General features: G+C 68.2%; 12 protein-coding genes and 1 tRNA gene. 6 read left to right on the forward strand and 7 right to left on the reverse strand.

What is annotated here, in order from left to right:
• Positions 1–66 precede the first annotated feature (66 nt).
• Positions 67–142 (forward strand) — tRNA-Val (locus GRI75_RS07265).
• A gap of 944 nt (positions 143–1086) precedes the next feature.
• Here the strand turns inward: GRI75_RS07265 and GRI75_RS07270 are convergent.
• Complete coding sequence (locus GRI75_RS07270; protein ID WP_160746292.1) at positions 1087–1881, reverse strand: peptidase associated/transthyretin-like domain-containing protein; 795 nt, start codon at positions 1879–1881, stop codon at positions 1087–1089.
• Complete coding sequence (locus GRI75_RS07275) at positions 1878–2396, reverse strand: TlpA family protein disulfide reductase (protein WP_328597948.1); 519 nt, start codon at positions 2394–2396, stop codon at positions 1878–1880. The genes GRI75_RS07270 and GRI75_RS07275 overlap by 4 nt, the downstream gene beginning before the upstream one ends.
• A 91-nt stretch (positions 2397–2487) precedes the next feature.
• Here GRI75_RS07275 and argH point away from each other — a divergent pair, with 91 nt between their 5' ends.
• The 5 genes from argH to GRI75_RS07300 all read left to right on the forward strand — a co-directional run bounded on the left by argH (position 2488) and on the right by GRI75_RS07300 (position 7314).
• The gene (gene argH / locus GRI75_RS07280) at positions 2488–3864 is read left to right on the forward strand and encodes an argininosuccinate lyase (RefSeq protein WP_160746390.1); all 1377 of its coding nucleotides are present in this window, start codon (positions 2488–2490) and stop codon (positions 3862–3864) included.
• Positions 3861–4103 (forward strand): hypothetical protein, encoded by a 243-nt coding sequence (locus GRI75_RS07285; RefSeq protein ID WP_160746294.1) that lies wholly within the window; start codon positions 3861–3863, stop codon positions 4101–4103. The genes argH and GRI75_RS07285 overlap by 4 nt, the downstream gene beginning before the upstream one ends.
• A gap of 3 nt (positions 4104–4106) precedes the next feature.
• Entirely contained in the window at positions 4107–5369 is a 1263-nt protein-coding gene (lysA, locus tag GRI75_RS07290) for a diaminopimelate decarboxylase (RefSeq protein ID WP_160746295.1), read from the forward strand.
• Positions 5366–6145, forward strand: coding sequence for a precorrin-2 dehydrogenase/sirohydrochlorin ferrochelatase family protein (locus GRI75_RS07295; protein WP_160746296.1), 780 nt, complete (start codon positions 5366–5368; stop codon positions 6143–6145). Before lysA ends, GRI75_RS07295 begins: the two co-directional genes overlap by 4 nt.
• 125 nt (positions 6146–6270) lie before the next feature.
• Positions 6271–7314, forward strand: coding sequence for an ATP-dependent DNA ligase (locus GRI75_RS07300; protein WP_160746297.1), 1044 nt, complete (start codon positions 6271–6273; stop codon positions 7312–7314).
• Positions 7315–7323: 9 nt separating this feature from the next.
• Here GRI75_RS07300 and GRI75_RS07305 read toward each other — a convergent pair whose 3' ends face one another.
• From GRI75_RS07305 to GRI75_RS07325, 5 genes are all read right to left on the reverse strand, one after another.
• Positions 7324–8370, reverse strand: a complete 1047-nt coding sequence (locus GRI75_RS07305; protein ID WP_160746298.1) for a CehA/McbA family metallohydrolase — start codon at positions 8368–8370, stop codon at positions 7324–7326.
• A gap of 114 nt (positions 8371–8484) precedes the next feature.
• Positions 8485–10872, reverse strand: coding sequence for a S9 family peptidase (locus tag GRI75_RS07310; protein ID WP_235911405.1), 2388 nt, complete (start codon positions 10870–10872; stop codon positions 8485–8487).
• A gap of 7 nt (positions 10873–10879) precedes the next feature.
• The gene (locus GRI75_RS07315) at positions 10880–14068 is read right to left on the reverse strand and encodes a TonB-dependent receptor (protein WP_160746300.1); all 3189 of its coding nucleotides are present in this window, start codon (positions 14066–14068) and stop codon (positions 10880–10882) included.
• Between the two features lie 69 nt (positions 14069–14137).
• On the reverse strand, positions 14138–15175 hold the full coding sequence (locus tag GRI75_RS07320; RefSeq protein WP_160746301.1) for a FecR family protein: 1038 nt from the start codon (positions 15173–15175) through the stop codon (positions 14138–14140).
• Positions 15172–15711, reverse strand: a complete 540-nt coding sequence (locus GRI75_RS07325; RefSeq protein ID WP_235911383.1) for an RNA polymerase sigma factor — start codon at positions 15709–15711, stop codon at positions 15172–15174. The genes GRI75_RS07320 and GRI75_RS07325 overlap by 4 nt, the downstream gene beginning before the upstream one ends.
• Between the last annotated feature and the right edge of the window lie 58 nt (positions 15712–15769).

Below are 15769 nucleotides of genomic sequence, written 5' to 3' on the forward strand. Positions count from 1 at the left end.
CGGTCCTAGCCGCGTTGCGCTTGACCGCCAAGCCACGCCCGCTAGAAGCCCCCTGCCTGGCGCGTAGGGCGGTTAGCTCAGTTGGTAGAGCATCTCGTTTACACCGAGAGGGTCGGCGGTTCGAGCCCGTCACCGCCCACCACGCAGGCCACCTCGTGAGCCCCTTCAGGCTCCCCTCAGCCCTTCCAACTTCCTCTCCCACTCGTGGGAGAAGTTGGGTGAGGGCTCGGTCGCCCGCGCAGCACACTGCCCTCATCCAAGCTGCGCTAACCCGCTTCGCGGGCAAGCTTCGCTATCCTTCTCCCACAAGTGGGAGAAGGGGTTTCCGCGCAGCTCATCGCCCTTGCGCAGTCACGAGGCCAACACGCCATCCGCGCCCAACTTCCCCGCACCGGGCGGAATGTGTGTGATTAGTAGGCCAGGCACACCATCCCCAGGTCGCGGAAGCGGCGCTGACGTTTCCTCTCCCACTCGTGGGAGAGGGATACGCAGGCTTGGCGGCTCCGCCGCCTAACCGAAGTTGGGTGAGGGCTCGGTCGCCCGCGCAGCACACCGCCCTCATCCAAGCTGCGCTAACCCGCTTCGCGGGCAAGCTTCGCTATCCTTCTCCCACCAGTGGGAGAAGGAATTTTCCGCGCGCAGCCCATCGCCATCGCTCATCGCCCTACGCAGTCGTGAGCCCAACACTCCATACGCGCTGAACTTCCTCTCCAGGGAAGGATTTTGCGGGTGGCACAGGCCGTCGGCGTGCCAGCTGAGCACTGCGCGCCCTGCCACATGGACCTTGAAACGAGTTCAGGGTGACGATGAGGTATTTGGACAGGCCAGGATCACCCCTCGGAGGAGGGCCAGAAAGACCTCGTCATCCTGAACTTGTTTCAGGATTCATCTCGCCCTCCGAGCGGAGTCCTCGGAGGCGCGACTTGCCTCAGCGAAGGACTCTTCACACGAAGCCACAAAGACACGAAGCCGCACGCGCGACACCTTCGTGTCTTCATGCCTTCGGGTAAGCCAATGGATGCCTCAACCCGAAGCCCGCACGAAGCGCCAAAGCAATCCTCCCCTGCCAGGTGAGGGCCTGTATGATCAGTAAGCCAGGCCCACCGTCGCCTTTCCGCGGAAACCGCCGGTCCGGTCGTCCTCCAGCGCGATCGTCTGCAAGGCCAGGACTTCCGCGCTCGCATCGCGGAACACGAAGTCGCGGGTGATCGGCAGGCGCTCGAGATTGCGCAGGCTGTCACCGTATTGCTGGTCCGCGGCATAGACCGCGCGGCACTCCGCCGCGGGCAGGGCGAACTGCGAGACTAGCAAGCCGGGTTCGCCGCTGATCGCGGCCTCGGCGCTGGAGAACACCTCGAAATGGATGTGCGGATAGCGGCCGCCGTAGCAGCCCGGCACGATCGTGCGGAAGCGGAGCGTGCCGCCGTCGCCGCTTTGCTGCAGCCCGCGCAGGTAGTTCGCTTCGGGCAGGGTGTAGAGCGAGTACTCGCCCCGCGCGTCGTTCTGCCACAAGTAGACGGCCCATCCGGCGAGCGGGGCGCAGCCACCGCCGGCGGTGCCGACCAGCGCGATCTCCAGGTCGAGCGGCACGCCCTCGGCCGTGCCCTCCAGCCCGGCGAAGCTGCTGCGGATGTCGCTGCGCAGGATGCCCACCTTGTCGAGCACGTTGATGCCCCCGCGCCCTTGCGTTCCGTCGGCGGGGAAGGGGCCGGCAATCTCTGCCGGCGTGGCGAGGCATTGCGCCGATCCCTGACCGTTCGCGCGGCTTCCGCACGCTGTCAGGACCGTGCCGCCGATCGCCGTTCCCAGCAGCCCCAGCGCCTGGCGCCGGCTGCGGGAGGCGGCGAGATCGCGGGCGAACTGGGACGCGGCTTCGGTCATGTCGCCGGCAGAGCCTCCTCGATCAGCGTGCGCGCCTCCGCGCTCGACCAGTCGTAGCCGCCGAGCACTCGCCAGACTTCCTTGCCCTCGGCATCGTATAGCACGGTCAGCGGCAGGCTGGCACCGCCATCGAACGCGAAGGCGAGGTCGTTCTTCGGGTCCATCCATTGCGGCAGGTTGGGGAGATCGCGCTCGGCAAAGAACGGCGTCACGAGCTCCGCGCCCTTCATATCCTCGCTCACGGTCAGCACGCGAACCTCGTCGCCCAGATCGGCGGCCAGCTGGTCGAGCAGCGGCATCTCGGTCACGCACGGGGCGCACCAGGTCGCCCACAAGTTGAGCAGGACCGGCTTGCCGCGCGTTTCGGCGAGCACGAGGCTGGCGCCGGAAGGATCGGTGACGGTGACGGCCGGGATCGGCTCCCCGGCATGGCTGCGGTCGAGCGTGCCGGTGAGTTCTTCGGCGGTCGCGTCGGCCTTTGCCGCGGCGGAGTTTTCCTGCTGTTGCGCGTCCACGGCGGTTTCCCTATCGCAAGCCCCCGCAAGAAGGGCCAAGGGTAGCGTGAGCGACAGCAAGGGTACGCGGGGCATTACGGGCTCCAATCAGATGTGGGGCGGGCGCTTCGCCGAGGGGCCCGCTGCGATCATGCGCGAGATTAACGCATCGATCCCCTTCGACAAGGCGCTCTGGCGGCAGGACATAGCGGCAAGCAAGGCCCATGTCGCCATGCTCGGCGCCTGCGGGATCGTCTCCGGCGAGGATGCCGTGGCCATCGAGCGAGGGCTCGACTCCGTCGCCGCCGAGTACGAGGCTGACGGCGTTCCGGAGAACTGGGACCTCGAAGACATCCACATGACCACGGAGAGCCGGCTCGCCGAACTGATCGGCCCCGTGGCCGGCCGGCTGCACACCGCTCGCAGCCGCAACGACCAGGTGGCGACCGACTTCCGCCTGTGGGTCCGCGATGCGATCGATGCTGTGGACGCCGGCCTTTCGGCGCTGCAGCGCGCGCTGGTCACCCGGGCGGGCGAGCATGCCGACAGCATCATGCCCGGCTTCACCCACCTACAGGCGGCCCAGCCGGTCACCCTCGGCCATCACCTGATGGCCTATTACGAGATGATCCGGCGCGACCGTTCGCGCTTCCAGGCCGCGCGGGCGCGGCTGAACGAAAGCCCGCTCGGCAGCGCGGCTCTGGCCGGCACGGGCTTCCCCATCGACCGGGAGATGACCGCGCAGGCGCTCGGTTTCGACCGGGCGACCGCCAACAGCCTCGATGCCGTCTCGGACCGGGACTTCGCGCTCGATTACCTGCAGGCGGCTGTGCAATGCGCACTGCATCTCTCGCGCCTGGCCGAGGAGTTGATCCTGTGGGCCAGCCAGCCGTTCGGCTTCGTGCGCCTGCCCGATTCGCTCAGCACCGGCAGCTCGATCATGCCGCAGAAGAAGAACCCGGACGCGGCGGAACTGGTGCGCGGCCATGCCGGGCGGATCGTCGGCTGCGCCACAGCGCTGACCGTGACGATGAAAGGCCTGCCGCTCGCCTATTCGAAGGACATGCAGGACGATAAGCCGCCGGTGTTCGAGGCGGCGTCGCTGCTCGCGCTATCGATCGCGGCGATGACCGGCATGATCGCCGATGCCGAGTTCCGCACCGATCGCATGCGCCAGGCCGCCGAGCTCGGCTACGCCACCGCCACCGACCTGGCCGACTGGCTGGTGCGGGAGGCCGGCCTGCCGTTCCGCGAGGCCCACCACGTGACCGGCGCGGCCGTCAGGCTGGCGGAGGAGAAAGGCGTGGCGCTCGACGCGCTGTCGCTGGACGAGCTTCAGGCGATCGATGCGCGGATTGGGGAGGGCGTGTACAAGGCGCTGTCGGTCGAGGCCTCCGTGGCGGCGCGCGCCAGCCACGGCGGCACGGCGCCCGACCAGGTGCGCCGCCGCGTGGCCGATGCGCGCACCGCGCTGGAGATGGACCGATGACCCGCAAGCTCATCCTGCTGCTTCCTTTCGCGCTCCTCGCCGCCTGCGGCCAGAAACGCGATCTTGCGCCTCCTCCTGGCGAAGCGCTCCCGCCGGCGGCTTACGGCAGCGATCACCAGCCGACTGCCGAGGAACTGCTCGAGCCCGAGCCGCAGGCCGCGCCGGAGCGCAGCGTGGAACTGCGCCGGCGCTCGGAAGAGCGCCAGGACGATCCCTTCGATTTGCCGCCGGAAGACTGATTCATGGACCATTTCCAGCTCCGTAACGGCGAGCTCTTCGCCGAGGACGTGCCCCTTGCTCGCATCGCCGAGGAAGTCGGCACGCCGGTCTACGTCTATTCGCGGGCGACGCTTGAACGCCACGCGCAGGTGTTCCGCGACGGGCTCGCCGCCATTCCGCGCAAGCACATCGCCTTCGCCGTGAAGTCGAACCCCAACCTGGCCGTGCTGCGCGTGCTCGGGCGGCAGGGCTACGGCGCCGACGTCGTTTCCGGCGGAGAGATGCGGCGCGCCTTGGCGGCGGGCATTCCGGCGAAGGACATCGTCTTCTCGGGCGTCGGCAAGACCGCGCGGGAACTGGCCGATGCGCTCGATGCGGAGATCGGCCAGTTCAACATCGAATCCGAGGAAGAGGGCCTCGAGCTCGCCCGGATCGCCGCAGAACGCGGCAAGCGCGCGGCCTGCGCGCTGCGCGTCAATCCCGACATCGACGCGGGCACGCACGAGAAGATCTCCACCGGCAAGGCGGACAACAAGTTCGGCGTGCCGTTCGACCTCGCCACGGGCATCTATGCCCGGCTGGCGGAGCTGCCTGGCATGAACATGCGCGGGCTTGCGGTGCACATCGGCAGCCAGCTCTCGGATCTCAAGCCGCTGGAGCTGGCGTTCGAGAAAGTCGGCACGCTGCTCGGTCAACTGCGCAGCGCCGGGCACAGGGTCACTCACGTGGACCTCGGCGGCGGGCTGGGCGTCCCGTACAAGGCCGGCGACGTTCTGCCGAGCCCGGCGGAGTACGGCGCGATGGTGGCGCGTGTTACGCAAGGCTGGGATGTCGAGCTGATGTTCGAGCCCGGGCGGGTGATCGCCGGCAATGCCGGGGTGCTGCTCACCCGCGTGATCCGCGTGAAGCGCAACGGCAATCGCACGCCGTTCATGGTCGTCGATGCGGCGATGAACGATCTGGCGCGGCCGGCGCTCTACGGCGCGTGGCACGATTTCGACGCCGTCCGCCCCAGCGGGGAGCGGATGACAGCTCACATCGTCGGCCCGATCTGCGAAACCGGCGATACGTTCGCCCGCGACCGCAACTGCGATGCGCTGGCCGACGGCGATCTCGCCGTGTTCCGAACCGCCGGGGCCTATGGCGCGACTATGGCCTCCAGCTACAACAGCCGCGGCTTCGTGGCCGAAGTGCTGGTCGACGGGGATCGCTTTGCCGTCGTGGCCGACCGCATCCTGCCGGAAGAGATCTACGCCGCCGAACGCGTGCCGGAGTGGCTTGATTGAAAAGCCTGCCGCTCTTCCACCGCGTCGCCGGGCAGCCGGTGATCGTGCTGGGGGAGGGGCCCGCCGCCGAAGCCAAGCGCCGCCTGGTCGCGCGTGCCGGGGGCGAGGTGGTTACAGATGCGGAGGCCGGCATCGCCCGCGGCGCGCGCCTGGCGTTCGTGGCTACGGATAATGCCGCAGACGACGCCGCCCGGCTGCGGGCGGCGGGGCTGCTGGTCAACGTCGTCGACCGTCCCGAACTGTGCGATTTCACCACTCCGAGCATCCTGGACCGCGATCCCGTGCTGATCGCCATCGGCACCGGCGGGGCCTCCGCCGGTCTGGCCAAGCACTTGCGCCTGCGCCTGGAGGCGATCGTTCCCGAAAGCCTCGGCCTGCTTGCCCGCTCGCTCGCCGCAGCCCGCGGCAAGCTGCGCGAACGCTGGCCCGATGCCGCGGACCGGCGGCGGGCGCTCGACGGGGCGCTGGGGCCGGGCGGCGAGCTCGACCCGCTGGCTGCGCATGACGGCGACGCGGTGGCCGCCTGGCTGGGGGCCGCGAGCACCGGCGGGGAGGGCAGGCGGATCGAGTTCGCACTCGCCAGCGACGACCCGGGCGACCTGACCTTGCGCCAGCTCCAGGCGCTCGGCGCAGCCGACGCGATCCTGTTCGACCCCGCGATCCCGCCTGCCATCCTCGATCGCGCCCGCGCAGATGCCGAGCGCTTTCCGCTGCCTCACGAGGCCCCGCTGCCGGAGGGTCTGGTGATCGTTCTGCACCGCCGCAGCATGTCGTAGAGCTGCGAGCGACCAGCAGCATGATGCGGCCGCTTCCCACCTCCGCTGGCGCGACCGGGAAGCGATAGCGGCCGGCAAAGTCGGGCGCGGCGGAACTGGCGCGGCGGCAACCGCATTCCAGCTCCATGCCGCTCCCGTTCTCCGGTCTTGCGATCGCGCCCGAAACGCCGCCGATGGAGGCGAAGCTGGGCGACGAGATCCCCGCCGGCCCGGGCTGGCAATTCGAACCCAAGTGGGACGGCTTCCGCTGCCTGGCCTTCCGCGATGGCGACGCGGTCGAGCTGATGAGCAAGTCGGGCAAGCCGCTGGGGCGCTACTTCCCAGAAGTGGTGGAGGCGCTGGCGGCGCTCCGGGAAAGGCGGTTCGTGCTCGACGGCGAGCTCGTCCTGCCAGTGGGCGAGGTGCTGTCCTTCGCCGCGCTGCAGCTCCGGCTGCATCCGGCGGCTTCGCGCATCGAGAAGCTCTCACGCGAGACGCCGGCGCAGCTGATGCTGTTCGACTGCCTGCAGCTCGGCGGGGACGTGCTGCTGGACAAGCCGTTGTCAAAGCGCCGCGCGGCCCTTGAGGGCTTCCTGCGCCGGGCCGCAGGCCCGCGCCTGCACCTCTCCCCGGCGGCGGGGGACCCGCAGGTCGCCGCGGCCTGGTTCGAACGCAGCGGGGAAGCGCTCGACGGGGTGATCGCCAAACGCACCGACGCGCCATACCGGCCGGGCGAGCGGGCGATGATCAAGGTCAAGCAGCAGCGCACCGCCGACTGCGTGGTGGGCGGCTACCGCACCGGCAAGCACGGGATCGGCTCGCTCCTGCTCGGACTCTATGACGGCGTCGGCAAGCTGGACTACGTCGGCTACACCTCCTCCTTCAGCGATGCGGACCGCGCGGCCCTCGCCGAGCTGCTCGCGCCCTATGAAGGCCCGTCACCCTTTACCGGCAGCGCGCCCGGCGGGCAAAGCCGCTGGAGCGCCGGGCGCAGCACCGAATGGACCCCGCTACGCGCCGAGCTCGTCGCCGAAGTGACCTACGACCAGGTTACCGCCGGCCGCTTCCGCCACGGCACCACGTTCAGGCGCTGGCGGCCCGACAAGCGACCGGACCAGTGCACGCAGGACCAACTGGCGCACGAGCTCAGCCCGGCAGCGCTCGAGCAGGTGCTCGCCGAGATCGCCTGAAGGCGCCCGCTATCGGGGCGCCGGCGCACCCGGCGCCATAGTCTGCCCCCGCCCATCGCGGAACACCGGCTGGGTCCAGGCGTGCTTGCCGTTGCTATCGGTGATCGCGGCGCGGACGTAGGTTTCGTTTCCGGTGAAGCGGTAGCGCGGGCTCGTGCCGGCGGCTTCGGCCAGCACTTTGCCGTCCTGGCCGATGAAGCGGGTCGTGTAACGAGCGCCGGAGCGGGCCGGCTCGATGGTCACCGCGAACTCGGCGTCGCTCGCGGCGATATCGGTGAGCGTCACGCCGGTGGAGGCATAGAAGTCACCGCGCTCGATTCCGGCGCGGATGGCGGCCGGCGTGAGCTCGCTCGCGCGGACGACGATCCAGGCATGGCCGCGGCCTTCCGCGTTATGGCTGTCGTCGGAGCCGACGCCCCATACGACCTTGCCGCGCGAGAGCAGATAGTCCCAGTATCCCTCGGCGGAGGGCCGCACGTCGCCATTGCCGTCGCTGCCGCCGAGATCGTTCACGCTGCCGAGCCCGTTCCAGATCTCGAGCAGGGTGCCGTCGGGGATCTCGTCAAGGTCCTCGGGCCGCACGGACCAGCGGTAGTTCGGATGGTTGACCTGGGCGATGCCGTTCTGCGCGCGCACCGCGGCGATGTTGGCGCGAAAGGTCTCGGCGAGCGGCATCGCCGCCGGCGCATGGGCCCCGCAGCCCGAGCCGGTGCAGCGCCGCTCGCCCACTGGCCAGATGACGCGCGTCGTGAACAGCGAGTTCACGTGCGCGGCGGAGCGCGCCGGGTCCTCCCCCCACTGGGTGATTTCCTGCCCCGGCAGCACCAGAAAGCGCCCCTCGGCCCCGAACAGCGCATTCAGCGGTGCCACATCGGTGGCGAACTCGTGGTCGGTGACGAACAGGAACTGGTATCCGTTCTCGCGGTACCAGCGGACGACGCCATCAGGCGCCGTGTCGCCGTCGGAGTTGACGGTGTGCGTGTGCGTGTTGCCGCGGTACCAGTGCAGCTCAGGCGCGGATTGGGCGGCAACACTGTAATGCGCGAGCCCAAGCACTGCGGCGAATGCCAGTGCGAGCGGAGATCGGGCAAAACGACGAAGCGATCTACGCATTGCCAAGGCTATGCGTGTTTGCCGGCTGCGCCATTCCCCGATCCTCAGGCTTCTCAATCATTCGCTCCTCCCTGCTTCTCCGCTCGGCCCAAGGCCTGCGCTGCGGAGCGAGCGGACGTTGCTCCGATCGAGGATGACCCGGCCCATTTCGTCTCGCGCGATATCGAGATGCTCGGCAAGGAACTCGAGCCGTCGGTTCCAGAAATCTATGATGCTCGCGGGGCGGTAGAGGCTGTGCCCTTCGCCTTCATAGACGCGGTATTCAACGGGCTGCCCGAGCCGGCGCAGCGCGACGAAGGTTGCGTTGGCCCCATCGGGACCGATCGTGTCGAGCGCTCCTTGGCCGATCAACAGCGGTGCCCGAATCCTGTCGAAGAAGTGGATCGGTGAGTTGCGCCGGTAGAGGTCCGGGTCCTGCCAGTAGTGCACGCCCATCAGTCCCTGTCCGGATTCTGTCCAGCGCTCGCCGGAGTTGCCATTGTCGTTAAGTCGCAGCGTCATGGCGAGCAGGTCGGGATGGCCGGGACTGGTAATCACGGCCGCGCGGAACCGGTCCGAGTGAGTAAGCAACGCCAGCACCGAATAGCCGCCGTAGCTATGGCCCATCGCCGCGACGCGCGTGGGATCGGCGATACCCTGCGCGACCAGCGCATCGACACCGGGTATGACATTGGCCACCAAGTCCGCGAGAGGCTGCCCGACCCGCTGCGGCGCATCCGGGAAGAGGACGGCGTAGCCCCGTGTCGCCAGCAGTTGCATATTGGCCATCGGATCGCCGCTGCCGGCGAACCCGAACAGGTCGACGGCCTCCGATCCCATCTTCCCGCCATAGACCCACACAACGAGCGGCAACCGTTGACCCGGGCGATAGGTCGGGGGGAGCAGCAGCGCTCCCGCGAGTTCCTGCCCTTCGGCATTGCGCCAGTTGATCGTTTGGGCTTGTCCGAATCGGACCTCGGCGAGCGGCTCGTCCTGCGGAAGCCGGACCGGCGGACCGGCGGACCAGCTATGTAGGCGCTGCGGCGTCTGGCCCTGGCCCGCGGCATAGACGATGCGGCGATACCGGGCATCGATGTCGAGCGTGTCGAGGCGGCCGCGCGCAGGATCGATAAGCGCGCGTGCCGAACCTGCAGCGTTGATCGCGAATAGGCCGCTGCCTGCACCGGGCTCCCCACCGGTTACCCACAATTGCCCGGACGTGACAAAATCCTGTTCGTTCGGCGTCACCACATGCTGCAGTCGGACGCCATCCACGGCGGCGACTTGCCGCGCACCGCGTCCGTCGCGCCGGGCCGCCCAGATGCCGCCGTCGATTCCGACCGCATACACCGTAGACGAGTCGGCCGACCACAGGATGGACTCGGTTCCGGTTACCGCCTGTCCATCGGGGAGTTCGAGCAGCACCGGCGCGGGCCCCGCGACCGGCGCGATCGCGATACTGGCGAGCGGCTCTTTCACCCGATTGCCCTCGCTCGCGCGTGCCGCCGGAAAGGCGATGAAGCGACCGTCCGGAGACCAGCTGAAGGTACTGCTGCCAGACACTGCGGCGCCCGGCACCAGGATCCGGTCCTCGCGGCTCGCAAGGTCGACGAGGTGCAGGTCGTAGAGGTTTTCCTGGGTGCCCCGGATATCGCGACCGGCAAAAGCGGCATAAGCCACCGCGCTGCCATCGGGTGCCGGCGCGTGGAAATAGCCGGCGGCGACATTGCGAGCGATTCGTTGGATCCTGCCTTCCTCGACGTGGAAAACGGCTATGTCGCAGCGACCGACTTGACCTTCGTTGCAGCGATGCACCGCGCCCGGTGTCATCGCCGCGCGATTTCCCTGTACGGAAGCGGACGCCGGCAGGTTTGCACGGAACACATGCAGAGACGCGCCGGTCGTTGGAGAGCGCGTAAATGGCGGCTGGAAGGCATTGGAGCGCAACTGCGGACCGGCAGCGTCGGTTGCCGCCCCATCGGAGGCGACCATCGGCTTTTCACCTTCGGGCCAGGCCACCGCAACCAGGCGCCGGCTGTCCGAAAACCAACGAACCCGCCAGCCACGGATAAACGCGCCCTCGATGGCGCGGCTCCGACCTGTCTGGCGATCCCATATCCACAGCGTCTCCATCAGCGGCTCTCCGCTATCGACGGCGTAAGCGAGATAACGGCCGTCCGGCGACCAGCCGGCAATCCGCGCATCGCGCTCATCGTGATCGAGCGGGATGGTCCGCCCGCTGGCCTGGTCGACGAGGCGGATTTCTCTGCTCCTTGTTCGCGAGCCGCTTTCAACCGCCAACCAAGCCCCGTCGGGCGAGAAATCGACGGCACGGTAGCGCGGCTGCTGGAGCAGTTGTTCGATCGTTACCGGCCGATCGGCCGGCGGGGCTGCGTAGACGGACTGCGCGACCAGGCCGCCGATGATCAAGGCCAGCGAGGCCGACAGACGAGCACAGAGCTTCATGGTCACCTCAGAAGTGCTTGCGAAGGGATAGGGTAAACCGGCGCAGCCGCGGGTCGCCATATGTGCTGTACCCGTCTGTTGAGCCCGTGTCGGCGATGATCGGCGGGCTTGAATCGAAGATGTTCTGGACGCCGGCCACGATGTCCGTGCCGTTAAGGAATTCCGAGTGGCCGCTGCCGAAGCGGTAGCGGAGATAAAGATCATGGTAGGTTTGCGCGCGGATCCGCGTTGACCCCTGGTTCAGGATAGCCTGCTCACGGGCCGCCTGCTGAGCCGGGGTCAGCGGCTCGGCGGCTGCTGCGTACACCAGGTGCGAGTCATAATACTGCGCGTTCCAGCTGGCCGACCATGCTCCCCACGTCCAGTCCAGCCCGGCATTGCCGCGCCATTCCAAGGCGCTGCCGGTGCTGGAGAATCCGACCGAGTCTATGAACGGCGTCTCGGGCAGGAACTTGCGCTGTAACGTCGGCTGCCACGTCGCGACGGCGTAGGCGCGGAATGTCCCCAGCCCCCGGCTTTCGACCACGTAGTCAGCCTGCAGGTCGACCGCCTCGACATTCGTGCGGGCGACGTTGAGAAGACGCGCGTCGATGATGCGGATTGGCCCGGCGGTGAAGCCCGCGGGTGCATCGGGTTCAAGCGGATCGCGGATGATCCGTTCGGGCAGGAAGTCCTCTAGGTCCAGCAGTTGCTGCGGCGTTGGGGTGCGGATTTCATTGGTCTTGCGGATATTCACATAATCGGCCGACAGCCGCAGTCCCGGAACGAAGCGCGGCGTCAGCACCAGCCCCGCCGACCAGCTGGTCGAGCTTTCCGGCTTGAGATCGGGATGGCCGCTGGCGATTTGGAATCGAGCGACGGGTTGCCGGACACCGCCTCGCTTCGGGTCGATCAGGTTGCCACCGATATCGCGGCCGCCATCGTCGGCAATCTGTGTGACGCTGGGCGGCAGGAAACCGGTGCCGTAACTCGCGCGAACGGTGATGTCTTCGATCGGCTGATAACGCAGGCCGAAGGTGAAAAGCGTATCGTTCACTCTGTTCACATCCGGTGTGAACTCTGGAAGCGGGCTATCCGGACTCGGCAGAGTCACCTGGACCGGGAAGGGCTGCCTTGTGCGATAGGCGTCATGGCGGATCGAAGCCTGCAATTCGAGGGTGTGAGCCATCGGGAAATTGTTGGCAGGTGAAATCAGCGGCAGCCGGGCTTCGGCATAGGCCGACCGGGCGGTCTGCGAACGGCTCGGGATGTAGACCGTGTTGACCAGTGCGCGTTGAAGGGACGGCCGCTGGGCCTCGTCGCGATACTCAAGCAGTCCGGTGAGGGTCAGATCGCCGCCCGGCAGCCGCAGCAGAGGCCCCGAGATGCGGAACGCACCATTGTTGAGGATCGTATCGGCGGGTCCGAGACGGTTCGTCGGCGACGGCAGAAGGTAGGGTCCATAGTCGATCGGGTGGGTGTTGACGTCCCTCAACACATCGAGGGTGCCGTTGCTCAGAAGGGTTGTCACGGGCAGGCCGGGTCCTTCCCCGTCGGGATCGCCAGCCCCGACATTGGAGAAGGTCTGGATCGAGCGCGACCGCGCCCAGATGTAGTCAAAGCTCGCGCTCCAGTTGCCCGGCAGCCGCACGAGCAAGCCGCCATTGGCGCGCAGTGTGTCGACGACCGTCATGAACTCGTCTTCGAGGTTGGGCGTCGGAAAGCGTACCCGGATCGGGGTAGTGAACGGGTTGTTGGGCGCGTCGGCAGCTATGGTCACGCCGCTGAGCACAACGGCGATGCCGGGAAACTTACCCTCGTTGCGCTGCCAGGACATGTTAGCATAGGCCTCGAGCATGGAGCTGAACTCGCGGCGCAGATCGAAGCTTGCAGAGGCCACGGTCGGGCTGGCCAGGATGGCGCCTCGCGCGCCGTTCGATGTGTCGTCAGGAGCTACGAGATTGTACTGGCCTGCGTTGGCAAGCAGGGCGGCGCCATTGTCGCTGCCCGGGCCGGCATAACCGACCGGCACAAACGTCCGGTTGGATCCGAGCGATTGGCCGGTCGCACGCAGCACCAGGGGCGCATCGGTGCAAGTCGTCGCGGTCGCCGAGGCTGCGGTGCAGATGTTGGTCGTGTAGCCGAACGGCGGCGCGGTAAGCGTCGCGAATGCTGCCGGATTGTTGGTCTGTTGTAATGCGCGCGCACGTGCGACGAAATCGCGCTCGCCGTTGAGAAGCTCGCCGGCGCCAGAATAGCTGCCCGAGATCATGATCCGGGTCCGGCCTCCCTCCAGGCTGAAGCCGGCGGAGCCGTCCAGCCGAAACTCTGCGAAGTCGCCGCGGAAGGTGTTGCCGTAGGTCGCGCTGATATCGATGCCGCTATAGTCGCGCCGGGTGATGATGTTGATGACGCCGCCAGTGGCGCTGCCGCCATAGATGCCGCCCGCAGTCGCTGGCAGCACCTCGATCCGTTCCACCGTGGCGAGCGGAATGCCGTTGATGTCGGGCTGAGTGAGGCCGAAATTGAGACCGTTCGCGCTGGGCATGCGGCGCCCGTCGACCAGGACGAGCGTCTGGTTGGTGCCCAGGCCTCGCAGATTGATTTCGCTGCCGACGGACGAAGCAGCCCGGGACAGCCGGGCCTGGCCGGGCGTTGTCTGGACCGTGTTCATCGGCAGGCGGGCGCGGAAGAAGTCGTTGATACTGCTGGCTTGGGAGTTCTCGATTTCGGATCGGCCGAACACGACATAAGCCTGGGTGTCGTCTTCCGTACGGCGAATATCGACATTGCCGGTCCTGGCCCCCACCACCAGGATCTCCGGCGTCGCCCCCGCTCCGGCGCTCCCGCTACCCGCCGCGGCGCCTCCGGCTCTGTCTTCCCCCGGAGCAGCAGGCGCCGTGACGACGAGGATTCCTCGCTGGCTGCGGCTCGCTTGCAGGCCGGTGCCGCGCAGCAGCAGCGCCACGGCCTCGTCGGTCGCATGGGCGCCGGTTACGGCCGTGCTACGCTTGCCGCGCACGACGCGTCCTTCGAAGATGACCTGCTCGCCGGATTGGCGGGCCAGGGCGCGCAAGGCGGCGCCGAGGTCCTGCGCGGGCACGTCGAAATCGTGCGTGCGGGCCTGGGCGTAGGCTGCCGGCGGCGTAGCCAGAACGGCAAAGGCGATGGCCGATCCCAGGAACAGGTTTCGGCGGCGGCGCGGCCTGATGGTCATTTCGTCGTTCCCCCTATCGCCGCGATCGTCGCGGCATGGGTTAGACGCACAAGCCCCCGAGCCGCGAAATCAGCCGGCCGGGGAATCCGAGATCAGCGCGACGGCGCCGTCCTGCTCGCGCGCGCGAAGCGGAAACACCGTCGTCACGGCATCGATGAAGCCCGCCGTGTCGCCGGCATTGAACACCCCGCTCACCAGCAGTCGCCCGGCCGCCGCGTCACCGAGCACGATCTTCCGGTCGGAGTACCGGTTGACCCGCTCGACCGCCAGCTTCAGCGGCTCGTCGGCGAAGCTGAGTTGGCCGCCTTCCCAGGTGAGCGAGCGCTGGGCGTCGACCCGAGCTACCGTCGCGGTCGGCGCGCCCACGGCGGCGACGAGCTCGGTGCCGGGAGTGAGCGCGCGTTCGGCCGCGATCGGCCTCGCGGCGAGCCGCACGGGGCGCGGCGGGGCGTCGCTCGGCCCGTCCTCCAGCACCGATACGCGTCCTTCGTAGAGGATCACCCGCATCTCGTCGTTCAGCATCTCGACGCTGAACGAGGTGCCGGTCGCGACCACCATCTTGCCGCCAGCGCGCACCGTGAACGGCCGCCGCGCATCCTTGGCCACGTCGAACCGGGCCCGGCCCGACAGCAGATGCAGCGATCGCCGCTCGGTCCCGTAGTCGACCTCGACCTCGGTCGCCGCATCGAGCGAGACGCGCGATCCGTCTTCGAGCCGGACCACGCGGCGCTCGCCCACGCCGGTCTGATACGCGAGGGGCTGGTGATACAGGAGCAGCGCGGAAGCCAGCAGCAGCAAGAGGCAGGCGGCCGCCGCCGGTATGCGCCAGCTCCTGAACCGCCGTTCCCACCGCCTGCCGCCGGCGCTGCGCATGGCCTCCAGCGCATCGGCGCGCACGCCAATCAGCTCGGGCGCGTCGGCAGCCTGGCGGGCGCCGTGCCAGGCCAGCATGACCCGGTCGAAAGCGGCGCGGTTGCCGGGCTCGGCGAGCCACACTTCGAACGCGATCTGTTCCTCCAGCGACAGCTCCCCGCCGGCCAGGCGGACGCACCAGGCGCTCGCCTCGCTGCGCGGCCGGCCGGTCTCGTCGGGCGCCAGGGAGCTCATGGCTTCGGTCCCAGGCGCTCGGCCAGCGTCTCGAGCGCGCGCTGGATGTGGAGCTCGACGGATCTCACGGACAGCGAGAAGCAGTCGGCGATCGTGCGCTTGTCGATGTTCTCGAGCCTGTACAGCGTGAATATCCTTCGGGTCTTCTCGGGCAGGTCGGCGATGCCGGAGATGAGGACCGTCAACTCCTCCCTTGCCACGGTGATCCTGTACGGGTCGAGCGGATCGACGTCGACGTCTCCCGCCAGGCGGACCTCGTCGTGATAGTCGGCCCTGACCTTCTCCCGCCGCGCCCGGTCCCGCAAGAGATTGGCGGCCACCTGGAAGATGTAGGCATCGGCCGATTTCATCCGCGTCGAGGCGCTGCGCGCGATCCGCACGAAGACCTCCTGAACCAGGTCTTCGGCTTCGGCGCGATTGCCGACGCGCCGCATGAAGAACGACAGCAGAGCCGGCCGCAGCCGGCGGTCCAGGTCGCTCAGGTCGTCTGCACTCGGCGTGATCATGGACGCGGCTCGGGCGAAGCTGACTGTCATCTAACTGTAAGACGCGCGGATGTCAGCTTTACGAAATCCGCCCCGGGACGGCGCTCAC

The sequence above is a fragment of the Croceibacterium soli genome (assembly GCF_009828065.1).
GTDB lineage: Bacteria > Pseudomonadota > Alphaproteobacteria > Sphingomonadales > Sphingomonadaceae > Croceibacterium_B > Croceibacterium_B soli.